This window comes from Pseudomonas sp. GW821-FHT09A09 (genome assembly GCF_059418405.1).
Genome location: NZ_JBWKPU010000034.1, coordinates 1 through 22397, shown reverse-complemented (window position 1 = coordinate 22397; position 22397 = coordinate 1). Strand labels below are relative to the sequence as shown.

Sequence of the window (22397 nt, the reverse complement as noted above, 5' to 3'; positions counted from 1 at the left end):
TATGCAAGCTGTAATGAACCCGAAGTACCCGGGGCTCAGTGTAAGGGTCGCCGACGAGGGCTTTGACGCCTATGTGTGGGGCAATGACTTCAGTTTTGAGGTGAGCACTTACGGCGAGCCGCAGATGGGTAAGCGCGTCGATCAGTGGCCGGTGGAGCGCATCGTGCCGTACCGCAAGTGCTACGGGATCGACCCCGAAGAGTTCGCCAGCTTCCGTGACGCGCCGGACAGCGCGATCTTCATGGCCTATCTGGACGACCGGGCGGTGGGGCATATCGTGGTCAGCACCAACTGGAACGGTTTTGCCCACGTCGACGAGCTGGCGGTGGCCTTGCCGGCGCGGCGCCATGGCGTGGCCAAGGCATTGCTGGATGTGGCGCAGTTCTGGAGCCGCAAGAAGAACCTGCCGGGGATGATGCTGGAAACCCAGAACAACAACCTCGGCGCCTGCCGTTTGTATGAGCGATGCGGTTACGTGATGGGCGGAATCGACCACCTGCGCTATCGCGGCATCGACCCGCAGACCCGCGAAGTGGCGATTTTCTGGTACCGGTTGTTCAAGAGCGAAGTCGAACAGGTTTAACCCGGCAGCAGGCTTTCGGCCTTCTGCGTGACGATCTCGAGCAGTGCATTCAAGGCCGGAGACGCCGCGCCGTCCCTGAGGGTCAGCGCATACAGGCTGACCGGGATCGGTGGCGACACCGGGCACGCATCCAGCCCGGCTTCGCGGGCGCCGTAGGCGGTGAACGGGTCGACAATCGCCAGGCCTTCCCCGGCCTCCACCATGCTGCGCATCATCTGGTAGGTCTGCACCCGCGTCTGCACCACCGGCAGCGGGCGCAGGGCTTGCAGCTTGGCGTCCAGCAGGCGGCTCAAGGGGTCATGCCCTTCGAGGCCGATCATCGACTGGCCAGCCAGGTCCTGCAGCGCAATGTACTTCTGCTTGGGTTTGAGCCAGCCATGGGGGGCCAGCAGTTGCAGTTTGCCCTGGGCCAGCACGGTGCTCTGGATCTGCGGGTGTTCCGGGTCATGCAGGCTCAAGCCCACGTCGGCCTCGTGGAGCAGCAGGCTGCGTACGATCTCCCGGGTCGGTTGGCTGGACAGGTTGCACGGGGTGTCCTGGAAGCGTCGGCGCAGCACGGCGATACTCTGCGGCAACAACTGGTTGGCCAGGGGCGGCGTGCACAGGGCGCGCAAGGTTGGGGCGTGATGGTGTTTCAGTCGGCTGGCCAGGCGTTGTACCGGTTCCAGGGCTTCGTAGAGGTGGGCGATCTGGGTTTGCAGCTCCAGGGTCTCACGCGTTGCTTGCAAACGCCCGCGCACACTGGCAAACAGCATGAAGCCCAACAGATGCTCGGCATCCTTGAGCGTGGCGTCCACGTCGCCCACGGGGAGTTGCAACCATTCGGCGGCCGTGCCGAGGTGTCCGGTCTGCAAGATGGCCTGAATCACTTCGATATGACGTAAACGCATCGCCGGAGTCTATGTTCAGTGCGATGGGGTTTCAATGGCTGGACAAAAAACAGCGTGGGCCTGGTCTACCGTTGCAACCTGCGGTTCATGTAAAGCGTGTAATAACCGACGAACAATGAGGGAGCGTCGCGATGTCCGGCAAAACCGCAGCAATTGACAGCCTGCACCGCCAACGAGGGTTTACCCGTTGGGCGGTGCTGGTGGTGTTGGTCATCGTTGGGCTACTGACCCTGGCGGTGGGGCCAAGGCTGTTTGGCGATGTGACCCTGGCCGAGATCGCCACGGCAAAAACGCAGGTGGCCGAGTTGGGCAAGGCACTCGAACGTTTTCATCAAGACACGGGCCGCTATCCCAGCGATGAAGAAGGGCTGGAGGCCTTGACTGAGCAGCCTGTCGACCTGACGCAGTGGAAGGGCCCCTATATCAAGGAAGAATGGCTGACCTATCCGTGGGGCATTGCCTACCAGTACCATTACCCTGCGACCCAGGGCCAGGCGCCGTTTGACCTGTTCTCGTTCGGCAAAGACCGGACGCTGGGCGGTGTTGGGGTCAATAAGGATATTACCTACGGCGACAACTGAATCATCTGGCAATACCCATAGACCTGATTAGAATGACGCGTCTGATCATCAACGACCAAAGCCGGTTACCGGCACTTACAACAAAAACAGGTCTGGTCTCGAATGCCTCTACCCTCGAATTTTCTCGGGGTAACGGCCAAGCAACTGCTGGTCCTGGTGACCGTCGGCTGCGTGGCCGCTTACCTCTTCAGTAATCCCGACGACAGCACCCCGCAAAAGCACGCCCTCGAAGCGTTTATCCGTTCCCAGGAACAGGTCGCCGAGCAGGTGGGCGCCGTGCTGGATATTGCACTGGTCAGGGAAGTGGTTGCGCACCCGGGCTATGGCGCCACAGGTAGTACGCCGGGCTATACGCGCTCGATGTTTGCCGTCGAAGGCGAAAAGGGGCGGGTGCTGGTGACGCTCAAGCAAGTGGAGGGAGAGCAGGGGGTGGAGGTGACGCAGATAAGCCGGCAGTGATCGCCGGCCCAGTCAATGGCGCGGATGGCCAGGACTGAGCAGGTCTAGTGAGGCGAGATCTTATGACGCGAGGGTGGTTTCCGATTCACGGACAATAATGGTGCCCGACTGAATCAGCTTGAACTCATCCCCTTCCAGTTTTTCTACGCGGTCGCCAATGGCCAATTTGTAGGTGGTGGTAGGCATCGAGCCAGCCTGGCTGTCCTGCGCCGGGTTGGATTCCTGGAACTCATGCACCGAATACACGCGTCCTTCCGCGTCTCTGGCATGGAACTGTCCGACAAGTACTGCAGCCATCTGTTTAGAACCTCTGGAGATAAACACTCGATTTGCGGTTCTGTAGACCGTCATGGAGCGGGGTAGTTTACCTATAGTAAAAAAATACTATTCGTTGAAAATTTCAGACGCTTCCTACGCATGCGTACGCGCAGTAACGTTCAGGAGGAATATCAAAACCTGCTGGTGAACACGCCGTGAAGACTCTATAACTAAAAGCTCCTTTAGTCAGACGTCGGGAAAACCTCAATGAGCAAGGTCTACACGATTGCCGTCCTGGTTGGCAGCTTGAGAAAAGAGTCGATCAACCGCAAGGTCGCCCTGGCCTTGGCCAAACTGGCCCCTGCCAACCTGAAGTTGAACATTGTGGAAATTGGCGATCTGCCGCTCTACAACGAGGACATCGACCAAGGTACGCCGCCGGCAGCCTACAGTACTTTCCGCCAACAGGTGAGCTCATCCGACGCGGTGTTGTTCGTGACCCCGGAATACAACCGTTCCGTGCCTGCTCCACTGAAGAATGCGATCGACGTCGGTTCGCGCCCCTACGGCAAAAGTGCCTGGAGCGGCAAACCGGGGGCGATCATCAGTGTGTCGCCCGGCGCCATCGGCGGGTTTGGTGCCAACCACCATCTGCGCCAGTCCCTGGTATTCCTCGACGTGCCGTGCCTGCAGCAACCGGAAGCCTACCTGGGCGGTGCAGGCAGCCTGTTCGATGAGGCCGGCAAGCTGTCGGAAAAAACCAAACCCTTCCTGCAGGCCTTTATCGACGCCTACAGCAAATGGGTAGAAAAACAATCCGCCTGACACCCCTCACCCCGTAGGAGCCGGCTTGCCGGCGATGGCGGTTTCGTGATCACCGCAAGGCTTTAGGGCCCATCGCCGGCAAGCCGGCTCCTACAACGATCAGGTCAGTTGATCGGCCAATGCCAGTGCCAGCGCCGTGGACTGCTGGCGCGACGCCTGATCGACCTCCGGCCCCAGGATGGTTTTTTCCACGTACAGCGAGTGCACGTCGCTCACCCCGATAAAGCCGAGCCAAGCCTCCATATAAGGTTTCTGGAAATCCATGGCCTGCGCGTCCGGCGCAGAAAAATCCATGCCACGCGCATACACGTTCACTGCCGTCTTGTTTTGCAGCAAGCCACGCAAACCGTGCTCGGGGCTGAATTCGAACAGCACATCCTTTTGCGACACCACGTCGATAAAGTGCTTGAGCTTGTAGGGCACTGCGAAATTCCACAGCGGTACCGAAAACACCCACACATCCGCCTGATGCAGGTAGGCCGCCAAGGACTTGAGCGTCGCCCAGGCTACGGCTTGCTCTTCACTCAGGGGCGTGCCGCTGATACCGGCGTATTTGGCATCCATCACCGGCCCATCAAATTCGGGCAGTTCCAGCGCCCAGAGGTCCAGGGTCACCACCTGCGTATCCGGCGCGTTGTGCTGGTAGCGTGCGATAAATTGACGAGCGATTTCCAACGATGCAGAGCGCTGTTTGCGCGGTGAACATTCGACGTGCAGGAGCGTGGTCATGGTGAGCCTCGGAATAAGATGACCCGCTCATTGCAACATACCGCTCATTGAAATATAAATTGAGTTTATTGGGCCTATTGATCACCGAGCGGAATATGTTCGATACGTTATTGCTTAAAACCTTTGTAGCCGTGGTGGATGAAGGCGGCTTCAGCCGCGCTGGCGCTCGCCTGCACCTCACCCAATCGGCCGTCAGCGGGCACTTGCGACGGCTGGAGGAGCAAGTCGGCAAACCCTTGCTCACACGCACAACGCGCTCCCAACACTTGACGCCGGACGGTGAGCGGTTGATGGCCTACGCGCGCGGCATCTTGGCGCTGAATCGGGATGCTTGGGCGGACCTGACGCGCTCAGCATTCGAAGGTGAGTTAAGGGTCGGCGTGTCGGAAGAGTTCGCCGACGCACGCTTGTTGCGTGAGTTGCAGGATGCCGCTGCCGCGTACCCCGGCATGCACATCAGCGTGCAAGTCGGCATTCCCGGCACGTTGCTGACGCGCATGAAGCAAGGCGAGTTGGATGTGGTGGTGGGGTCGTTGTGCGAGTCCGGCGAACCGGGTTTGGCGCTATGGCAGGAGCCTCTGGTGTGGGTCTGGTCTGCGCAACCCGTGGTGACGCTGCCATCGCCTTTGCCGCTGGCGCTGTTTCCCGAGCCTTGCCCCTACCGTGAGGCGGCGCTTTCACGCCTGGCCCAGGCGGGTATCGCCCAGCGCACCGCCCTGCAGTGCAGCAGTTATGCTGCGCTGCAGGCCGCCGCGTCAGCCGGGTTTGCCATCGCTCCGATGGCGCGTAGCCAGGTTGGGCCGGGCCTGACTGTACTGGGTGCCGAACACGGTTTGCCCGCTTTGCCCGACGCCCAGTTCCGCTTGTTCAGTGCGCCGGACGCAGACCCGCGCTTGGTCGAAGTGATCACCCGTGTGGTGCTCCAATACGGCGCTGCCCGGCCTTATTGACGATCAGCGCAACCAGTTGGTACGCGCCAGTTCGATCACTTCATCGCCCCGGCCACTCATCACCGCCTTGAGCATGTACAGGCTGAAACCCTTGGCCTGTTCCAGCTTGATGCTCGGCGGCATCACCAGTTCCTGAGTCGCCGTCACCACATCCACCAACACCGGGCCATCATGGGCCAGGGCGCGGCGCAAGGCCGGTTCCAGGTCTTCGGATTGCTCCACGCGAATGCCCAGGATCCCCATGGCATTGGACATGGCCGCAAAGTCTGGGTTTTTCAGCTCGGTGCCGGTGTCCAGGTAGCCGGCGGCTTTCATCTCCATGGCGACAAACCCCAGGGATGAGTTATCGAACACGATGACTTTGATCGGCAGTTTCAACTGCGCCAGCGAAATGAAATCCCCCATCAACATAGCGAACCCACCGTCACCGGACAGGGAAATCACCTGCCGCCCGGGGAACGCCGCTTGGGCGCCAATCGCCTGGGGCATGGCGTTGGCCATGGAACCATGGTTGAACGAGCCGATTAGGCGACGTTTGCCGTTCATCTTCAAATAACGCGCGGCCCACACGGTCGGCGAGCCAACGTCGGCGGTGAAAATCGCATCATCACTGGCCAGTTCGCTGAGCAAGCGCGCGACATATTGCGGGTGGATCGGGCGGTTGGCTTTCGATGGCTGGGCCAGGTCATCCAGGCCTTGGCGGGCTTTCTCGTAGTGCTTCAACGACGTGTCGAGGAAGCTGCGATCGGTCTTGCGGGTCAGGCGCGGCAACAGCGCGTCAATGGTTTCTCCGACATCGGCGGCGATGCCCAGGTCCAGGGTGGCACGGCGCCCCAGTGCCTGTGGGTTGCGGTCGACCTGAATGATCTTCGCGTCGGTGGGGTAGAACTGGCGGTAGGGGAAGTCGGTGCCGAGCATGATCAAGGTGTCGCAGTTGAGCATGGCGTGGTAACCCGAACTGAAGCCGATCAGGCCGGTCATGCCCACGTCAAACGGGTTGTCCCATTCCACATGCTCCTTGCCGCGCAAGGCATGCACCACCGGTGCGCCCAGAGCGTCGGCCAAGGCCACCACCTGGTCATGGGCGCCGGCACAGCCGCTGCCGCACAGCAGGGTGACTTTCTGGCTGCCGTCGAGCAGCTCGGTGAGGCGTTGCAGGTCCTGTTCGGCCGGCAAGGTGCGCGGTGCGTACAGCGCAGGCCAGGGCTTGAGCGTGTCCTCGACTTCCAGCAGCGAAATGTCCCCGGGGATCACCACCACGGCCACGCCACGGTTGAGGATCGCCGAGCGCATGGCGCGGTGCAGCACCTGGGGCATCTGCGCGGGGTTGGTTATCAGCTCGATAAAGTGGCTGCACTCTTTGAACAGTTCTTGGGGGTGGGTTTCCTGGAAGTAGTTCAGGCCGATCTCGGAGGAGGGGATCTGCGCCGCAATGGCCAGCACCGGCACGTGGTTACGATGGCAGTCGAACAGGCCATTGATCAGGTGCAGGTTGCCCGGCCCGCAGCTGCCGGCGCACACCGTCAGTTCGCCGGTGGCTGCCGCCTCGGCGCCGGCCGCGAACGCCGCGACTTCTTCGTGGCGCACGTGCATCCACTCGATGCTGTCCATGGTGCGCAGGGCGTCGGTCAGGCCGTTCAGGCTGTCGCCGGTCAGGCCCCAGATGCGCTTGATGCCCGCCTGTTCAAGGGTGGTTGCCAATTGCTGGGCCAAGTTGATTTTCGCCATGAAGCACTCCAATCGTCAGTGAGGTTAAAAACTGCTGATCAGTAGAGGACAGTTCGATCACGGCGAATGCTCCGCCCTTATTGTGAAGATTGCGTCATGGCTGCACGGTATTGGCGGGTGCGTCGTGCGATAAACCACTGGTCACGGACCAGGGCCAGCAGGGGCGCGACGGTCGGGTTGGGCAGGCGCCCGCGGCTCAGGCGGCGCAGTTGGTAGCGCACCACGGCCATGGTGGCGAGGGAGGCCAGTGGCTTGCGCTTCCAGCGGATCGGCTGCAATTGCGGGTTGAGGTCGCGCCCCTCACGCCAGTGTTTGATCAGCTGGGGTTCCAGGGTGAGCGCCGTGGCGATACCGGCCATGGCGATGCCGCTGTCGAGCACTTGCTGCACCACCGGCAAGCGGCGAATGCCGCCGGTGACCATTACCGGCATATGGGCAATGGCCGCCAGCTCACTGGCCATTTCCAGAAAGTACGCCTCCCGGGCCAGGGTCCGGCCGTCCCGTGCTTCGCCCTGCATGGCCGGGGCTTCGTAACTGCCACCGGACAACTCCAGCAGGTCGACCGGCAAGGTGTTGAGCAACTCGACCACCGCCCGCGCATCCGCTGCGTCGAAACCACCGCGCTGGAAGTCTGCCGAGTTGAGCTTCACGGCTACACAAAACCCGGGGCTGACGCTGGCGCGTACGGCCGTGATCACCTCCACCAGCAAGCGTGCGCGGTTCTCCAGGCTGCCGCCCCAGCGATCGGTGCGCTGGTTGCTCAACGGCGACAGGAACTGGCTGAGCAGGTAGCCGTGGGCCGCATGGATCTGCACGCCGGTGAAGCCGGCTTTCTCGGCCAGGCGCGCGCTGGTAGCGAAGCGCTGGATCACGTCGTTGATATCGTCTTCGCTCATGGCCTTGGGCTTGGCGAACATCTTGGAAAAACCACCGAGGTCCAGCGCGACCGCCGAGGGCGCCAGGGCTTGCTGGCCCAGGTTGGCCATGGTCTGGCGGCCGGGGTGGTTGAGCTGTACCCAGAAGTGCACGCCCTTGGCGCGGGCGATGTCGGCCCATTCGCGAAAGCTCGCCAGGTGCTGTTCATCTTCCAGGGCGACGCCGCCGGGGCCGGTCATGGCGCGGCGGTCGATCATCACGTTGCCGGTCAGCAGCAAGCCCGGTTCGCCGTCGGCCCAGGCCTTGTACAGCTGCTTCAATTCGCGGGAGGGCGCCTGCCGGGCATCCGCCATGTTCTCTTCCATCGCCGCCTTGGCGATGCGGTTGGCGAGGACTTGGCCGTTGGGCAGTTGCAAGGCTTCAAAGGGTGACATGGGTTGACTCCTGAGCGGGGGAGGCCTCAGGCTAAGCTTAAAGTCAACTTTAATGTCAAGCAGGGCGTGGCGATGAATATTGGTGAGCTGGCAAAACAGAGTGGCTTGGCGGCATCGCGCATCCGTTTTTACGAAGCCGAAGGCCTGATCAGCCAGGTGGGGCGCCAAGCCAATGGCTACCGGCGCTACGCTGTCGAGGCGTTACAGACCCTGCAACTGATCCAGAGCGCGCAAAAGGCCGGGTTCACCTTGCAGGAGCTCAAGGCCTTGATGCCGGCCCCGGGCGAGCACAAGCGCGACGAACTGATCGACGCGCTGGAGCGCAAGGTGCAGCAGATCGAACAGATGCAAGCGCAATTGGCCCACAACAAGGCGCAATTGCTGGGCGTGATCGAAACCGTACGGGCGCACCCCGAAGGCGCTCCCTGTTCCATGGGTCAGCAGCGTGTGCTGGCCGCCATCAAAAACGACGCATAAAAAAAGCCCCGGCATTGCCAGGGCTTTTTTGTGCGCCAGGGTTCAGCGGCGGCGGAACAGCGGCAACGGTTCATCCGTTGCGGCCTGGTACGTCACCGAGAAGTCCTTGAGGCTTTCCAGCGCTTCGTACGGGTCTTTGTCGGCACGCAAGGCGAAGGCATCGAACCCGCAGCGGCGCAGGTAGAACAGCTGGTCTCGCAGCACGTCGCCAATCGCCCGCAGCTCGCCCTTGTAACCGTAGCGGTCACGCAGCAGGCGGGCGTTGGAGTAGTTGCGCCCGTCGGTGAAGGCCGGGAAGTTCAAGGCGATGACCTGGAAGTGTTCCACGTCGGCGCCGATCTCTTCGGCTTCTTCATCGGCGTCCAGCCACACACCCAGGCCGCCGTCGCGGGCCTTGAGGGCGTGACCGTGTTCGCGCCACAACGCCAACGGTACGATCAGGTCGTCGCAGTTGGAGATGCCGTCGAAGCTCGCGTCCTTGGGCAGCAGGTGCCAGGTTTCGTCGAGGACTTCGTTGTTCTTAATGATTCGCTGCATAGACGCGCTCCTTGAACAGGTCGATGCCGATGCGCTGGTAGGTGTCGATGAAACGCTCATCTTCGGTGCGCTGCTCGATGTACACGTCGATCAGCTTGCCGATCACCTCAGGCATGGCTTCCTGGGCGAAGGATGGGCCGAGGATCTTGCCCAGGCTCGCATCGCGGCTGGCGCTGCCACCCAGGGACACTTGGTAGAATTCTTCGCCTTTCTTGTCCACACCCAGGATGCCGATGTGGCCAACGTGGTGGTGACCACAGGCGTTCATGCAACCGGAGATGTTCAGGTCCAGCTCGCCGATGTCGAACAGGTAGTCCAGGTCGTCGAAACGGCGCTGGATCGACTCGGCAATCGGGATCGACTTGGCGTTGGCCAGGGAGCAGAAGTCGCCGCCTGGGCAGCAGATGATGTCGGTCAGCAGGCCGATGTTCGGCGTGGCAAAACCGCCTTCGCGCAGCTCGCCCCACAGGGTGAACAGTTGGCTCTGTTCAACGTCCGCGAGGATGATGTTCTGCTCGTGGGAGGTGCGCAGTTGGCCGAAGCTGTAGCGGTCGGCCAGGTCGGCGACGGCGTCCAGCTGCTTGTCGGTGATATCGCCTGGGGCCACACCGGTAGGCTTGAGCGACAGGGTCACAGCGACATAGCCCGGCTTCTTGTGCGCCAGGGTGTTGCGGCCACGCCAGCGGGCGAAACCCGGGTGCTCTTTATCGAGGGCTGCAAACTCGGCGTCCTGATTGGCCAGGGCCTTGTACTCAGGGTCGACGAAGTGCTTGGCCACACGGTGTACTTCGGCTTCGGTCAGGGTGGTCTGGCCGCCGCGCAGGTGTTCCATTTCAGCGTCGACTTTCTGGGCAAACACCTCAGGGGTCAGCGCCTTGACCAGGATCTTGATCCGGGCCTTGTACTTGTTGTCACGACGGCCATAGCGGTTGTAGACCCGCAGGATCGCGTCGAGGTAGCTCAACAGGTCCTGCCACGGCAGGAACTCGTTGATGAAAGCGCCCACCACCGGGGTACGACCGAGGCCGCCACCGACCAGTACGCGGAAGCCCAGTTCACCGGCTGCGTTGTACACCGGCTCCAGGCCGATATCGTGGACTTCGATGGCCGCACGGTCAGAGGTCGAACCATTGATGGCGATCTTGAACTTGCGCGGCAGGTAAGCGAATTCTGGGTGGAAGGTGGTCCATTGACGGACGATTTCGCACCAGGGGCGTGGGTCGATCAGCTCGTCGGCAGCAACGCCAGCGAATTGGTCGGTGGTCACGTTACGCAGGCAGTTACCGCTGGTCTGAATGGCGTGCATCTGCACGGTGGCCAGTTCAGCCAGGATGTCCGGCACATCTTCCAGCGCCGGCCAGTTGAACTGTACGTTCTGGCGGGTACTGATGTGGGCATAGCCTTTGTCGTAGTCGCGGGCAATCTTGGCCATCATGCGCATCTGGCGCGAAGTCAGCTGGCCATAGGGCACGGCCACTCGCAGCATCGGCGCAAAGCGCTGAACATAAAGGCCATTTTGCAGGCGCAGAGGGCGGAACTCTTCTTCGCTCAGTTCACCTGCCAGATAGCGTCGGGTCTGATCACGGAACTGCTTGACGCGGTCCTCGATGATGCGCTGATCGTATTCGTCGTATACGTACATATAGGTCCTGTTCTCGGCAAATCTGCGCGCACGGCCGCGCACTCCCAACGGAGCCGGCGCACGATACCAGTTTGCGTTTATGCGCAAAAGTGATGTTTGAGTATATGCAAATAACCAAATCGCCTATTGAGAACGGTTATCGCATTACCCACATTTGTCATGCGGGCAATCATCAACTTTACTGTCGTCGAGTCTTAGTGCAATCACCTACAAAACCGACAAGAGGCGATGCGATGAGCAATTCTACAAAAGCCCGTAAACCCGACAGTACCGTTGATGCCTGGGCCATTCTGTTCCTGATCATCCTGGTGGTGGGCACCGCGGTGTTCTGGGTCAGCCACCAGTAGCCATAGAGACGGCCCCCTGTAGGCGCTGGCTTGCCAGCGATAGCCTCACCTCGGTTGTCAGCCACACCGCAGTGATGCTATCGCTGGCAAGCCAGCTCCTACAGTCAGGTTGGGTTTACACCCCGGCCAGGTGCAGCACCAGTTTGACGATGCCAAACAGTGTCAGCGCGAACACCACCGTGAACAGGATGCCCAGGATCACGAAGTGGCTGGGCTTGCCGTGGGTGAAATCGCGGGCGCGATTCTTGCCGCTCTGCACGCCAAAGGCGGCGGCCATGACGCTGTGGAGCATCTGCCAGAAGGTAGGCGGCTTGTTGTTGACTGGATCGTCCATACATCCCTCGCAAGACGGAGCCTGAAGGAAAGCATAGCCCAACCACCACACATGGCCTGTAGGAGCCGGCTTGCCGGCGATGGCGATGTGTCAGTCGATACATTCTCAACTGGCGAATCGCTATCGCCGGCAAGCCGGCTCCTACAGGGTTGGTGTTGTGTCAGATCAGTTGTCGTAGCCCAGGTTCGGCGCCAGCCAGCGCTCAGTCACGGCCAGGTCCTGGCCTTTGCGCGCGGTGTAACTGGTGACCTGGTCCTTGTCGATCTTGCCCACGGCGAAGTATTGCGCCTGCGGATGAGCGAAGTACCAGCCGCTGACGGCGGCGGCCGGGAACATGGCGTAGTGCTCGGTGAGGAACACACCGCTGCGGCCAGCTTCCATCTCCCGTGCTTGTGGATCGAGCAACTGGAACAAGGTGCCTTTCTCAGTGTGGTCCGGGCACGCCGGGTAACCCGGGGCAGGGCGGATGCCGCTGTACTGCTCCTTGATCAGCGCTTCGTTGTCCAGTTCTTCGTCCTTGGCATAACCCCAGTAGTCTTTACGCACTTGCTGGTGCAGCCACTCGGCGCAGGCCTCGGCCAGGCGGTCGGCCAGGGCCTTGACCATGATCGAGTTGTAGTCGTCGCCCGCATCCTGGTAGGCCTTGGCGACTTCTTCGGCGCCGATGCCGGCGGTGGTGATGAACCCACCCACGTAGTCGGTCACGCCGCTGTCCTTGGGGGCCACGAAGTCGGCCAGGGAGAAGTTTGGCTTGCCGTCGGTCTTGATGATCTGCTGGCGCAGGTGATGCAGGGTCGCCAGGGGCTTGCCGTCTTCGCCGTAGACTTCCAGGTCGTCGTCCTGCACCTGGTTGGCTGGCCAGAAGCCGAACACTGCGCGGGCGCTGATGAGCTTTTCATCGATCAGCTTGGCGAGCATTTCCTGGGCGTCGGCATACAGCGCACGGGCCGCTTCACCGACCACTTCGTCGTCGAGGATGCGTGGGAATTTGCCCGCCAGGTCCCAGGAAATGAAGAACGGCGTCCAGTCGATGTATTCGGCCAGCACCTTGAGGTCGATATTGTCCAGCACCTTGGAACCGGTAAAGGTCGGTACCACCGGCGCGTAGGTGTTCCAGTCGAACTGTGGCTTCTTGGCGACGGCCGCCGCGTAGCTCAGGCGTTCGGTACGGGCGCTGCGGTTGGCGGTGCGCTCGCGCACTTCCACGTATTCCTCGCGGGTGCGTTCGACAAAACCGGCTTTCAGCTCCTTGGACAGCAACTGCGTGGCCACGCCCACCGCGCGGGAGGCGTCGGTGACGTAGACCACCGCATCATTGCTGTACTTGGGTTCGATCTTCACCGCCGTGTGCGCCTTGGAGGTGGTGGCACCCCCGATCATCAGCGGCAGGTGGAAGTCCTGGCGCTGCATCTCGCGAGCCACGTGCACCATTTCGTCCAGGGACGGCGTGATCAGGCCGGACAGCCCGATAATGTCGCATTTCTGCTCCTTGGCCACCTGCAGGATCTTCTCCGCCGGCACCATCACGCCCAGATCGACGATGTCATAACCGTTGCAACCGAGCACCACGCCGACAATATTCTTGCCGATGTCGTGCACGTCGCCTTTCACCGTAGCCATCAGGATCTTGCCCTTGGCTTCCGGCTTGTCGCCTTTTTCCAGCTCGATGAACGGGATCAAGTGGGCCACGGCCTGTTTCATTACGCGGGCGGACTTCACCACTTGGGGCAGGAACATTTTGCCGGCGCCGAACAGGTCGCCGACGATGTTCATGCCAGACATCAGCGGGCCTTCGATCACTTCGATCGGGCGTGCGAACGACAGCCGCGATTCCTCGGTGTCTTCGACGATGTGGGTGGTGATGCCCTTGACCAGTGCGTGCTCCAGGCGCTTGTTCACGTCCCAGCCACGCCATTCCTCGGTCTCGGCTTCCTTGACGCTGCCGTCGCCCTTGTACTTGTCGGCGATGGCGAGCAGGGCGTCGGTGCCTTCCGGCGTGCGGTTGAGCACCACGTCTTCCACGGCGTCACGCAGCTCGGCCGGGATCTGGTCGTAGATCTCCAGTTGGCCGGCGTTGACGATACCCATGGTCAAGCCGTTGCGGATCGCATACAGCAGGAACACCGAGTGGATCGCCTCACGCACCGGGTTGTTGCCACGGAACGAGAACGACACGTTGGACACGCCACCGGAACTCAGTGCGTAGGGCAGTTCGTCACGGATGTAGGCGCACGCGTTGATGAAGTCGACGGCGTAGTTGTTGTGCTCTTCGATACCGGTGGCGACCGCGAAGATGTTCGGGTCGAAGATGATGTCTTCCGGTGGGAAGCCCACTTCATTGACCAGGATGTCGTAGGAGCGTTTGCAGATCTCTTTCTTGCGCGCTTCGGTGTCGGCCTGGCCGGCTTCGTCGAACGCCATCACCACCACGGCGGCGCCGTAGCGCTTGCACAGCTTGGCGTGGTGAATGAACTGCTCCACGCCTTCCTTCATGCTGATGGAGTTGACGATGCCCTTGCCCTGGATGCACTTGAGGCCGGCTTCGATCACGTCCCACTTGGAGGAGTCGATCATGATCGGCACGCGGGAGATGTCCGGCTCGCCGGCGATCAGATTGAGGAAGGTCACCATGGCCTTCTTCGAATCGAGCATCCCTTCGTCCATGTTGATGTCGATCACCTGGGCGCCGGCTTCCACCTGCTGCAGTGCGACTTCGAGGGCTTCGGTGTAGTTGTCTTCACGGATCAGGCGGGCGAACTTGGCCGAGCCGGTGATGTTGGTACGCTCGCCGACGTTGACGAACAACGAGCTGCGATCAATGGTGAACGGCTCCAGGCCCGACAGGCGGCAGGCCTTTGGAATGTCCGGGATCACACGTGGCGCATAGCCGGCCACGGCCTTGGCGATGGCTTCGATATGGCCCGGCGTGGTGCCGCAGCAGCCGCCGACGATGTTGAGGAAGCCGCTCTGGGCAAACTCTTCGATGACCTTGGCGGTTTGCGACGGCAGTTCGTCGTACTCGCCGAACTCGTTGGGCAGGCCGGCGTTCGGGTGCGCGGAGACGTGGGTGTTGGCCTTGTTCGACAACTCTTCCAGGTACGGACGCAGCTCGCTGGCACCCAGGGCGCAGTTCAGGCCGACGGAAATCGGCTTGGCGTGGGCCACCGAGTTCCAGAACGCTTCGGTGGTCTGACCCGACAGGGTGCGGCCGGAGGCGTCGGTGATGGTGCCGCTGATCATGATCGGCAGTTCGATAGCCAGTTCTTCGAACACGCCCTGCACGGCGAAGATCGCGGCCTTGGCGTTGAGGGTGTCGAAAATGGTCTCGATCAGGATAAGGTCGGCGCCGCCTTCGATCAGGCCTTTGGTGGCCTCGGTGTAGTTCTCCACCAGTTCATCGAAGGTCACGTTGCGGTAGCCGGGGTTGTTCACATCCGGCGACAGCGAGCAGGTGCGGCTGGTCGGGCCGAGCACGCCGGCAACGAAACGCGGCTTGGCCGGGTTTTCTGCGGTCTTCGCGTCGGCGATCTTGCGCGCCAGGCGCGCGCCTTCTACGTTTAGCTCATAGGCCAGCTCTTCCATGCCGTAGTCGGCCATGGAAATGCGCGTGGCGTTGAAGGTGTTGGTTTCGAGGATGTCGGCGCCGGCATCCAGGTAGGCTTTCTCGATGCCACCGATCACGTCCGGCCGGGTGATCACCAGCAGGTCGTTGTTACCCTTGACGTCACTCGGCCAGTCGGCGAAGCGTTTGCCACGGTAGTCATTTTCCTCAAGCTTGTAGCTCTGGATCATCGTGCCCATACCGCCGTCGAGGATCAGGATACGTTCCTTGAGGGCTTGATGAAGGGCTTGCAGACGAACGCTACGATCGGACATGGGACTACTCTGGTCAGGCATTTCGGAGGGCGTGAATCATAGCAAACCTGTGCCGATTTAGAGCATGCACAGTATTTGCATGAATATCGTTCATGTTGTTGGGGGATGTGGCCCGGTAGAATCACCGGCAAATTTTAAGCGCACGCATTGAATCGGGACCGGATACATGTCACTTCGTCTTATCGTCAGCGCCGTGCTGTTGCTGATTGCCAGCAGCACCCAGGCACAAAGTCCCGCTCCGGCGATTTCCTACACCCGCGATATCCAGCCGATCTTCACCGAGAAATGCGTGGCCTGCCATGCCTGCTACGACTCCGCCTGCCAACTTAACCTGGGCAGTGCCGAGGGCGCGGCCCGAGGCGCGAGCAAAGTGCCGGTGTACGACGGTGAGCGCAGCCAGGCCACGCCGACAACGCGGTTGTTCTATGACGCCTTCGGCAAGCAAGCCTGGCAGCAAAAGGGCTTCTATTCGGTGCTGGATGCCCAGGGCAGCCAGGCGGCGCTGATGGCGCGCATGCTGGAGTTGGGGCACAACGCACCGCTGCAGCCCAACGCCAAACTGCCGGAAGACATCGTATTGGGCCTGAATCGCGAAAACATGTGCGCCATGCCCGGCGAGTTCAATGCCTACGCGGGGGCTCATCCCAAGGAAGGCATGCCGCTGGCGGTCACCGGCCTGACGGACCAGCAATACCAGACGTTGCAACGCTGGCTCGCTTCCGGTGCGCCGATCGATGAGCAAGGCCTGGCCCCCAGCGCCAAGGAAGCGCTGCAAGTGCAACAGTGGGAAAACCTGTTCAACCAGCCCGGCGCCCGGGAAAGCCTGGTGGCGCGCTGGTTGTTCGAGCATTTATTCCTGGCGCATATCTATTTCGAGAATGGCGAGCCGGGGCACTTCTTCCAGTGGGTGCGCTCGCGTACGCCCAGCGGCCAGCCGATTGACCTGATCGCCACCCGTCGCCCCAACGATGACCCGGGCACCCAGGTGTATTACCGCCTGTGGCCGGTGCAGGGCGTGATCGTGCACAAGACCCACATCACGTACCCGTTCAGTGCGCAGAAAATGGCGCGGATCAAAGAGCTGTTCTACGCCGGTAACTGGCAGGTCAATGCGCTGCCGGGCTATGGGCCAGGGCGCCGGGCCAATCCGTTCGAAACGTTCGAGGCCATCCCGGCCAAGGCGCGTTACCAGTTCATGCTGGATAACGCCGAATACTTTGTGCGTACCTTTATCCGCGGGCCGGTGTGCCGTGGGCAGATCGCCACCGACGTGATCCGTGACAACTTCTGGACGCTGTTCCAGGACCCGGACCACGACCTGTACATCACTGATGCGCGCTACCGCGGCCAGGCCACGCCGTTGCTGGCCATGCCCGGGCAGAATGACGACGTGGGCAGCGTGCTGAGTCTGTGGCTGTCGTATCGCGACAAGCGCAATCAATACGAAGCCCTGCGCCGCGACAGTTACGCCGATGTGCCGCCACCCAGCTGGTCGACCCTGTGGGCGGGCAATGACAATGCCTTGCTGACCATCTTCCGCCACTTTGACAGTGCGTCGGTGACCAAGGGCCTGATCGGCGAAGTGCCGCAGACGATGTGGCTGTTCGACTACCCGTTGCTGGAGCGCACCTATTACCAGTTGGCGGTGAACTTCGACGTGTTTGGCAATGTGTCGCACCAGGCCCAGACCCGTTTGTACTTTGATCTGATCCGCAACGGTGCCGAGCAGAACTTCCTGCGCCTGATGCCGGCCGACTCCCGCGACGGGTTCCTCGATGACTGGTACCAGAACAGCGGCAAACTCAAGATGTGGCTGGACTATGAGGCCATTGACGACGACAAGCCGACCGGTCTGCACCTGAATGAGAAAGACCCCAAACGTGATTTTGCCAACCAGTTGCTCAGTCGTTACGGCGACCTGAACGCCAGCCCGGACCCGATTAATCGCTGTGATGGAGCCTATTGCTCCCGCGACGGTATCGACCCGGCGTTGCAAGACGCCGAGCAAGCCTTGAGCCGCCTGACCTCGCGCCCGGCAGCGGGGCTTAAGGTCATTGACCAATTGCCTGAAGCGACGATGTTGCGTATCGAGACCGCCAGTGGCAAGCGTGTGGTTTACAGCATGCTGCGCAACCGTGCCCACAGTAACGTGGCGTTCCTGTTGGGTGAGGCTTATCGCTATCAGCCGGGGCTGGATACGGTGACCATTTACCCGGGGGTGTTGAGTAGCTATCCGAATTTCATGTTCAACATTCCGGCGCAGGAAGTGCCCGAGTTTGTGGCGCAGATGGAGCGGGCCAAGGATGCCAACCGGTTTGAAAAGATCGTTGATCGTTGGGGCGTGCGTCGTAGCCATCCGTTGTTTTGGCAGTATTTTCATGATTTGTCGCAGTACATTCGTGAGACTACGCCGGTGGAGGAGGGGGTGTTGGATATGAATCGGTATGAGAATTTGTGAGGGTTTTTTGGGGGGGGCATATCCGGTATTTGGGTGATGGCTGATATGGGTTCCGCTCTTACAGCGGCTCACTTTTGAAGAGCGCAAAAGTAAGCAAAACGCTCTTGCCCCAACACTCGGTGCCTCGCCTAGGCTCGGCATGCCCGAACGAAGGCTTGAATCCGTGGGCCGCCGTCATGGGCCATCCTTGGCCCAGGACGGCTAACCCGGCGTCCTGCCGGGTTAGCCACGAATTCAAGCCTGCGTTCGGCCAGCGTGTTTGACGGGGCGCCTAAGATCAAAATCAAAAGCAAACGCGGCGGCCTTAGAGCCGACCGGTGGCGTTTGCCGACCGCATTCCCCTGTAGGAGCCGGCTTGCCGGCGATGCAGACACCTCGGTGAATCAGGTACACCGTGTTGATGCCATCGCAGGCAAGCCAGCTCCCACAGAAAAGGCGCGGTGTTCTGTCTGGTTTTTTTGCGTCATCGTTGACTACCATCGCCGGCAAGCCGGCTCCTACAGTGGTTTGCGTTTGCCGTTGCCTTTGCTCCACACCACTCAAGCCGGCTGTCAGGCCGCTGTGCTGTTGCTTTTGATTTTGATCTTAAGCGCCCCGTCAAACACGCTGGCCGGAATTCGGCAGGGATTTGGGGGGTAAACCGGCAGGGATGCCGGTTTAGCCGCCCCGCGCCATGGATGGCGCGTGGCGGCGGCCCCCCAAATCACTGTCGGATTACGGGCACACCGAGCCTAGGCGAGGTGCCGAGTGTTGGGGCAAGAGCCCTTTTGGTTACTTTTGGGGCTCTTTTCCAAAAGTGACCCGCCGTAAGGGCGGAACCCTAAGCAGCCGTTACCCCAAAAACGGATATGTACCCCGTCCCAGAATCCCGCCTATCCCGACAAAAACACTAGGACTTTGTACCTGCGTAATATTTTGGCGTAAACTGCCGGCAAGCCTGCGAGGAGTTTCCATGACTGCCATAACCATTACCGACGCCGCCCACGATTACCTGGCTGACCTGCTGTCCAAGCAGAACACCCCGGGTATCGGCATCCGCGTCTTTATCACCCAGCCCGGCACTCAGTACGCCGAGACCTGCATTGCCTACTGCAAGCCGGGTGAAGAAAAGCCTGAAGACACCGCCTTGGGGCTGAAAAGCTTCACCGCGTATATCGATGCCTTCAGCGAAGCCTTCCTTGACGACGCCGTGGTCGACTACGCCACCGATCGCATGGGCGGCCAATTGACCATCAAGGCACCGAACGCCAAGGTGCCGAACGTCAACGCCGACAGCCCGGTCAACGAGCGCATCAACTACTACCTGCAAACCGAGATCAACCCGGGGCTCGCCAGCCACGGCGGTCAGGTCAGCCTGATCGACGTGGTCGATGATGGTATCGCGGTGTTGAAGTTCGGCGGCGGCTGCCAAGGCTGCGGCCAGGCGGACGTGACCTTGCGTGAAGGCATCGAGCGCACCTTGCTCGAGCGCATTCCAGAGCTCAAGGGCGTGCGCGACGTGACTGACCACACGCAGAAAGAAAACGCCTACTACTGAGTAAGGCGTTCGCTGCGAACAAAAAAACGGCGCCCCGTGAGCGCCGTTTTTTATGCCTTAAATTCAATGAGTTGCACTATCTATCTAACAAAACAAATCAACTGTGGGAGCTGGCTTGTCGGGTCGCCGCATCGCTGCGATAGCGTTACTTCAGCAGACAAATGTTTATCTGACATGCCGCCATCGCGGGCAAGCCCGGCTCCCACAGGGTTTTGCATAGCTCTCAGGATTTGATCAGGGGCGGTAGAGGTGAGCATGACCTGCGCGGTACAGCGAGGACTCGCTGAAGCTGTCACTGGCCAGCACCCGGCCCACCACAATCAGCGCCGTACGCCGAAAGCCCTTGGCGGCCACCTTCTCGGCAATGTCTGCCAAGGTGCCGACCGCCCAATCCTGATCCGGCCATGTCGCCCGATGCACCACGGCAATCGGGCAGTCGGCGCCATAGTGTGGCAGCAGCTCGGCGACAATCTTGTCCAGGTGGTTTACCCCAAGGTGAATCGCCATGGTCGTGCCATGCTGCGCCAGGCTGTCGAAATCCTCGCCGGCCGGCATGCTGGTCTTGTCCGCATAGCGGGTCAGAATCACGCTCTGGGCGATGTCCGGAAGGGTCAACTCGGTTTCCAGCAACGCCGCACAGGCGGCCACTGCGGTAACGCCCGGGATGATCTGGAAAGGTATGCCCAACTCGCGCAAATGGCGGATCTGCTCGCCAATCGCCCCGTACAGGCTCGGGTCGCCGGAATGCACCCGCGCCACATCCTGGCCTTTGGCGTGGGCCGCCTTGATCAGGTCGATGATCTGCTCCAGGTGCAATTCGGCGCTGTTCACCACGGTTTCTGCCTGATGGCCTTCCAGCACCGCCGCGGGCACCAGCGAGCCGGCATAGATGATCACCGGGCAGCTGCGAATCAGCCGTTGGCCTTTGACGGTGATCAATTCCGGGTCGCCGGGGCCTGCGCCGATGAAGTAGACGGTCATGGGGAATTCCTGTCGAAAAACGGGCGAGCATGAAAATGGCTCATGATCGGGAGCGGCGATTATCGGGATTTTAGCCGGCGCACGCCAATGCAAAGGTGGCCTGGGCGGCTTTTTTGCGGGTGATCAGCAGTCGGGCAGGGGCGCCCGCGAGGTGTTCGGCCAGGGCCAGTGCGGCGCTTTCGGCGACGCCGTAACAGCCGGTATGGGCAAAGGCGACCTCGGACATGTGACTCAAACGCTCGGCATAAACCGCCAGTTGCTCTGCGTTGAAACAGTGCAGCGGAAGATCCAGCGCCTGGGCCATCGCCAGTATTCCCGGCTCATCCTTTTTCAGATCGATACTGGCCAGTGCGGTGATACTGCTGCGATCAACGCCCCCCTCCGCGAGGGCGCTGTCGAACAGACCCAGCAGGGCGTCAATCTCACAACCCCGTTGGCAACCCACCCCGACCACCAGGATCATGCGGCGTATTGATCGTCACGGTTGCGGCGGAACAGCCAGGCACTGATCAGTCCCAGCGCGAGCCAGAAGGCGACGTTGGTCAGTTGCGAGGCGATCTTGAACTGTGCTTCCAAGGCTTCCGGAGCCAGCATCGAGTGCACTTCCGGTTGTGGCGCGCCGATCACGTGGGGCACGGCCAAAATAGCGGCACCCAGGACTTTCAGCAGCCAGTTACGGCCAAACACCAACAGCGCGATACCGGCGGCGGTGGAGGCGGCGGTGCCGATCCACCAGATCTGCCGTTGCGCCAGATCGGCCGCGGCAGTGCCCGGCAGTTCAGGCGGCAGGCCCATGGTCGGCGCCAACACGAAGGTGGCGTAACCGGCCAGGCCCCACAGCAGTCCTTGTGCGGTGCGGGTTGGCGCACGCAGGGTGTAGAGACCGGCCAGCATCAGGGCGAAACCGACTGCTACGACCAGGTTGCCGCCGGTGGTCGACAGCACACGCTGCCAGCCATCTTCCGGCTCCCAGGCTTCGGCGTCATGGCTGTGGGCGGCGGCGCCTTCGGCGTGTTCGTGGGCCACTTCGGTGGCGGCCGGGGCGTTTTCGAAGGTTTCCGCCTGCAGAATCAACGGGGCGACCCAGAAGCTTTGCAGCAGGGTCAGCAGCAGGGCGGCCAGCAGGCCAGTAAATCCTGCGGTTTGCGCAATACGCTTGATCATGTCGGCAGGTCTCAGTGGCACGGGAACGCGGCGCTGTGGCGGGTATCGTGGGCTGCGTTGTGCACCGCCTCGATATGCGAGAAGCCGGCGAAATACACCAGGCACGCGCCGAGGATCGACGCACCGATGGCGGCGGTCAGGCGTTGGCTGAGGGTGGTGGTGTTGCCTGTGGCGTGCGAGGTGCTGCTGATGATCGACATGGCGCGTCCCTTCAGGGTTTCAGGGTGACACGAGCGCATGAAAACCCCGCGAGCCGGGCACGCAGGGTTCGAACAGCGCCCGCCCACCGCGGGTTTGTTATCTGATTTTTTCGGGCCGGTCTCCGGGCTTGCGAGGGGCTGTTCGCCTTTGAAAGTGTCGCCTTCCCATGCGTGTGCACAGTGGATCTGACGCTTCGCTCGCTTACCGTTGCGGGGGCAGCACCGGACTTGCCATAGGGGTATGGCGTACCGGTTTCCCGTTTCACCCTTTGCAGGGCACCCGAAACAAGATGTGTAGGAGAGCATGGGGGGTTGGGGGGAGTCAAATTGGATCTGGGGGGATATCCGTTATTTGGGTAATGGCTGATATGGGTTCCGCCCTTACGGCGGGTCACTTTGGAAAAGAGCCCCAAAGTAACCAAAGGGCTCTTGCCCCAACACTCGGCACCTCGCTTAGGCTCGGTGTGCCCGTAATCCGACAGGTATTTGGGGGGCCGCCGCCACGCGCCATCCATGGCGCGGGGCGGCTAA

At 61.3% G+C, this 22397-nt stretch carries 21 protein-coding genes and 1 riboswitch; of the genes, 8 read left to right on the top strand and 13 right to left on the bottom strand.

The window, feature by feature from the left end:
- Position 1: 1 nt before the first annotated feature.
- Positions 2 to 583, top strand: coding sequence for a GNAT family N-acetyltransferase (locus AC07OV_RS24315; RefSeq protein WP_176997803.1), 582 nt, complete (start codon positions 2 to 4; stop codon positions 581 to 583).
- Here AC07OV_RS24315 and AC07OV_RS24310 read toward each other — a convergent pair.
- Positions 580 to 1473, bottom strand: coding sequence for a LysR substrate-binding domain-containing protein (locus AC07OV_RS24310; protein WP_495093134.1), 894 nt, complete (start codon positions 1471 to 1473; stop codon positions 580 to 582). The genes AC07OV_RS24315 and AC07OV_RS24310 overlap by 4 nt on opposite strands.
- 131 nt (positions 1474 to 1604) lie before the next feature.
- Between AC07OV_RS24310 and gspG the strand changes: the two genes are divergently transcribed.
- Positions 1605 to 2054: a type II secretion system major pseudopilin GspG gene (gene gspG / locus AC07OV_RS24305; protein ID WP_495093133.1), complete on the top strand. Its 450-nt coding sequence runs from the start codon at positions 1605 to 1607 to the stop codon at positions 2052 to 2054.
- 102 nt (positions 2055 to 2156) lie between these two features.
- Positions 2157 to 2513, top strand: coding sequence for a hypothetical protein (locus AC07OV_RS24300; RefSeq protein ID WP_494998009.1), 357 nt, complete (start codon positions 2157 to 2159; stop codon positions 2511 to 2513).
- Positions 2514 to 2573: 60 nt separating this feature from the next.
- Here AC07OV_RS24300 and AC07OV_RS24295 read toward each other — a convergent pair whose 3' ends face one another.
- On the bottom strand, positions 2574 to 2810 hold the full coding sequence (locus AC07OV_RS24295) for a hypothetical protein (RefSeq protein ID WP_176997799.1): 237 nt from the start codon (positions 2808 to 2810) through the stop codon (positions 2574 to 2576).
- A gap of 228 nt (positions 2811 to 3038) precedes the next feature.
- Here AC07OV_RS24295 and AC07OV_RS24290 point away from each other — a divergent pair, with 228 nt between their 5' ends.
- Positions 3039 to 3596 (top strand): NADPH-dependent FMN reductase, encoded by a 558-nt coding sequence (locus AC07OV_RS24290; RefSeq protein WP_494998010.1) that lies wholly within the window; start codon positions 3039 to 3041, stop codon positions 3594 to 3596.
- Positions 3597 to 3695: 99 nt separating this feature from the next.
- Here AC07OV_RS24290 and AC07OV_RS24285 read toward each other — a convergent pair whose 3' ends face one another.
- Positions 3696 to 4325 carry an FMN-dependent NADH-azoreductase gene (locus AC07OV_RS24285; protein WP_495093132.1) on the bottom strand — a complete coding sequence of 210 codons (630 nt, stop codon included), beginning with the start codon at positions 4323 to 4325 and terminating at the stop codon, positions 3696 to 3698.
- A 95-nt stretch (positions 4326 to 4420) separates the two neighbouring features.
- Here AC07OV_RS24285 and AC07OV_RS24280 point away from each other — a divergent pair, with 95 nt between their 5' ends.
- Complete coding sequence (locus AC07OV_RS24280; RefSeq protein WP_495093131.1) at positions 4421 to 5275, top strand: LysR family transcriptional regulator; 855 nt, start codon at positions 4421 to 4423, stop codon at positions 5273 to 5275.
- 3 nt (positions 5276 to 5278) lie between these two features.
- Here AC07OV_RS24280 and poxB read toward each other — a convergent pair whose 3' ends face one another.
- A complete protein-coding gene (gene poxB / locus AC07OV_RS24275) occupies positions 5279 to 7003 on the bottom strand; it encodes a ubiquinone-dependent pyruvate dehydrogenase (RefSeq protein ID WP_495093130.1) in 1725 nt (574 codons plus the stop codon).
- A gap of 77 nt (positions 7004 to 7080) precedes the next feature.
- Complete coding sequence (locus AC07OV_RS24270) at positions 7081 to 8313, bottom strand: NADH:flavin oxidoreductase/NADH oxidase family protein (protein ID WP_495093129.1); 1233 nt, start codon at positions 8311 to 8313, stop codon at positions 7081 to 7083.
- A gap of 72 nt (positions 8314 to 8385) precedes the next feature.
- Between AC07OV_RS24270 and AC07OV_RS24265 the strand changes: the two genes are divergently transcribed.
- Positions 8386 to 8790 carry a MerR family transcriptional regulator gene (locus AC07OV_RS24265; RefSeq protein ID WP_494998015.1) on the top strand — a complete coding sequence of 135 codons (405 nt, stop codon included), beginning with the start codon at positions 8386 to 8388 and terminating at the stop codon, positions 8788 to 8790.
- A 42-nt stretch (positions 8791 to 8832) separates the two neighbouring features.
- On the opposite strand, the gene AC07OV_RS24260 is transcribed toward AC07OV_RS24265, so the two are convergent.
- The 4 genes from AC07OV_RS24260 to metH all read right to left on the bottom strand — a co-directional run bounded on the left by AC07OV_RS24260 (position 8833) and on the right by metH (position 15526).
- A complete protein-coding gene (locus AC07OV_RS24260; RefSeq protein WP_003235539.1) occupies positions 8833 to 9327 on the bottom strand; it encodes a DUF934 domain-containing protein in 495 nt (164 codons plus the stop codon).
- Positions 9311 to 10969, bottom strand: a complete 1659-nt coding sequence (locus tag AC07OV_RS24255; RefSeq protein WP_178923056.1) for a nitrite/sulfite reductase — start codon at positions 10967 to 10969, stop codon at positions 9311 to 9313. The genes AC07OV_RS24260 and AC07OV_RS24255 overlap by 17 nt, the downstream gene beginning before the upstream one ends.
- A gap of 462 nt (positions 10970 to 11431) precedes the next feature.
- A complete protein-coding gene (locus AC07OV_RS24250) occupies positions 11432 to 11650 on the bottom strand; it encodes a DUF2970 domain-containing protein (protein WP_176997793.1) in 219 nt (72 codons plus the stop codon).
- Positions 11651 to 11815: 165 nt separating this feature from the next.
- Complete coding sequence (gene metH, locus AC07OV_RS24245) at positions 11816 to 15526, bottom strand: methionine synthase (RefSeq protein ID WP_495093128.1); 3711 nt, start codon at positions 15524 to 15526, stop codon at positions 11816 to 11818.
- 166 nt (positions 15527 to 15692) lie between these two features.
- Here metH and AC07OV_RS24240 point away from each other — a divergent pair, with 166 nt between their 5' ends.
- Both AC07OV_RS24240 and nfuA read left to right on the top strand, forming a co-directional pair.
- A complete protein-coding gene (locus AC07OV_RS24240; protein ID WP_494998017.1) occupies positions 15693 to 17984 on the top strand; it encodes a fatty acid cis/trans isomerase in 2292 nt (763 codons plus the stop codon).
- A gap of 952 nt (positions 17985 to 18936) precedes the next feature.
- Positions 18937 to 19521 carry a Fe-S biogenesis protein NfuA gene (nfuA, locus tag AC07OV_RS24235; protein WP_003190728.1) on the top strand — a complete coding sequence of 195 codons (585 nt, stop codon included), beginning with the start codon at positions 18937 to 18939 and terminating at the stop codon, positions 19519 to 19521.
- Positions 19522 to 19755: 234 nt separating this feature from the next.
- Here nfuA and cobM read toward each other — a convergent pair whose 3' ends face one another.
- The 4 genes from cobM to AC07OV_RS24215 all read right to left on the bottom strand — a co-directional run bounded on the left by cobM (position 19756) and on the right by AC07OV_RS24215 (position 21866).
- Positions 19756 to 20502: a precorrin-4 C(11)-methyltransferase gene (gene cobM / locus AC07OV_RS24230; protein WP_495093127.1), complete on the bottom strand. Its 747-nt coding sequence runs from the start codon at positions 20500 to 20502 to the stop codon at positions 19756 to 19758.
- 70 nt (positions 20503 to 20572) lie between these two features.
- Positions 20573 to 20965 carry a cobalamin biosynthesis protein gene (locus AC07OV_RS24225; RefSeq protein ID WP_495093126.1) on the bottom strand — a complete coding sequence of 131 codons (393 nt, stop codon included), beginning with the start codon at positions 20963 to 20965 and terminating at the stop codon, positions 20573 to 20575.
- Positions 20962 to 21666: a CbtA family protein gene (locus AC07OV_RS24220; protein WP_494998020.1), complete on the bottom strand. Its 705-nt coding sequence runs from the start codon at positions 21664 to 21666 to the stop codon at positions 20962 to 20964. The genes AC07OV_RS24225 and AC07OV_RS24220 overlap by 4 nt, the downstream gene beginning before the upstream one ends.
- Positions 21667 to 21677: 11 nt before the next feature.
- Positions 21678 to 21866 carry a CbtB domain-containing protein gene (locus AC07OV_RS24215; protein ID WP_176997787.1) on the bottom strand — a complete coding sequence of 63 codons (189 nt, stop codon included), beginning with the start codon at positions 21864 to 21866 and terminating at the stop codon, positions 21678 to 21680.
- Positions 21867 to 21962: 96 nt separating this feature from the next.
- Positions 21963 to 22165: riboswitch (cobalamin riboswitch) on the bottom strand.
- Between the last annotated feature and the right edge of the window lie 232 nt (positions 22166 to 22397).

Coding starts and splice junctions, on each gene's coding strand:
- gspG (WP_495093133.1), top strand. CDS start 1,605: ATGTCCGGCAAAACCGCAGCAATTGACAGCCTGCACCGCCAACGAGGG.
- AC07OV_RS24220 (WP_494998020.1), bottom strand. CDS start 21,666: ATGATCAAGCGTATTGCGCAAACCGCAGGATTTACTGGCCTGCTGGCC.
- poxB (WP_495093130.1), bottom strand. CDS start 7,003: ATGGCGAAAATCAACTTGGCCCAGCAATTGGCAACCACCCTTGAACAG.
- AC07OV_RS24295 (WP_176997799.1), bottom strand. CDS start 2,810: ATGGCTGCAGTACTTGTCGGACAGTTCCATGCCAGAGACGCGGAAGGA.
- AC07OV_RS24315 (WP_176997803.1), top strand. CDS start 2: ATGCAAGCTGTAATGAACCCGAAGTACCCGGGGCTCAGTGTAAGGGTC.
- AC07OV_RS24310 (WP_495093134.1), bottom strand. CDS start 1,473: ATGCGTTTACGTCATATCGAAGTGATTCAGGCCATCTTGCAGACCGGA.
- AC07OV_RS24260 (WP_003235539.1), bottom strand. CDS start 9,327: ATGCAGCGAATCATTAAGAACAACGAAGTCCTCGACGAAACCTGGCAC.
- AC07OV_RS24300 (WP_494998009.1), top strand. CDS start 2,157: ATGCCTCTACCCTCGAATTTTCTCGGGGTAACGGCCAAGCAACTGCTG.
- AC07OV_RS24240 (WP_494998017.1), top strand. CDS start 15,693: ATGTCACTTCGTCTTATCGTCAGCGCCGTGCTGTTGCTGATTGCCAGC.
- metH (WP_495093128.1), bottom strand. CDS start 15,526: ATGTCCGATCGTAGCGTTCGTCTGCAAGCCCTTCATCAAGCCCTCAAG.
- AC07OV_RS24285 (WP_495093132.1), bottom strand. CDS start 4,325: ATGACCACGCTCCTGCACGTCGAATGTTCACCGCGCAAACAGCGCTCT.
- AC07OV_RS24265 (WP_494998015.1), top strand. CDS start 8,386: ATGAATATTGGTGAGCTGGCAAAACAGAGTGGCTTGGCGGCATCGCGC.
- cobM (WP_495093127.1), bottom strand. CDS start 20,502: ATGACCGTCTACTTCATCGGCGCAGGCCCCGGCGACCCGGAATTGATC.
- AC07OV_RS24215 (WP_176997787.1), bottom strand. CDS start 21,866: ATGTCGATCATCAGCAGCACCTCGCACGCCACAGGCAACACCACCACC.
- AC07OV_RS24280 (WP_495093131.1), top strand. CDS start 4,421: ATGTTCGATACGTTATTGCTTAAAACCTTTGTAGCCGTGGTGGATGAA.
- AC07OV_RS24270 (WP_495093129.1), bottom strand. CDS start 8,313: ATGTCACCCTTTGAAGCCTTGCAACTGCCCAACGGCCAAGTCCTCGCC.
- AC07OV_RS24225 (WP_495093126.1), bottom strand. CDS start 20,965: ATGATCCTGGTGGTCGGGGTGGGTTGCCAACGGGGTTGTGAGATTGAC.
- AC07OV_RS24255 (WP_178923056.1), bottom strand. CDS start 10,969: ATGTACGTATACGACGAATACGATCAGCGCATCATCGAGGACCGCGTC.
- AC07OV_RS24250 (WP_176997793.1), bottom strand. CDS start 11,650: ATGGACGATCCAGTCAACAACAAGCCGCCTACCTTCTGGCAGATGCTC.
- nfuA (WP_003190728.1), top strand. CDS start 18,937: ATGACTGCCATAACCATTACCGACGCCGCCCACGATTACCTGGCTGAC.
- AC07OV_RS24290 (WP_494998010.1), top strand. CDS start 3,039: ATGAGCAAGGTCTACACGATTGCCGTCCTGGTTGGCAGCTTGAGAAAA.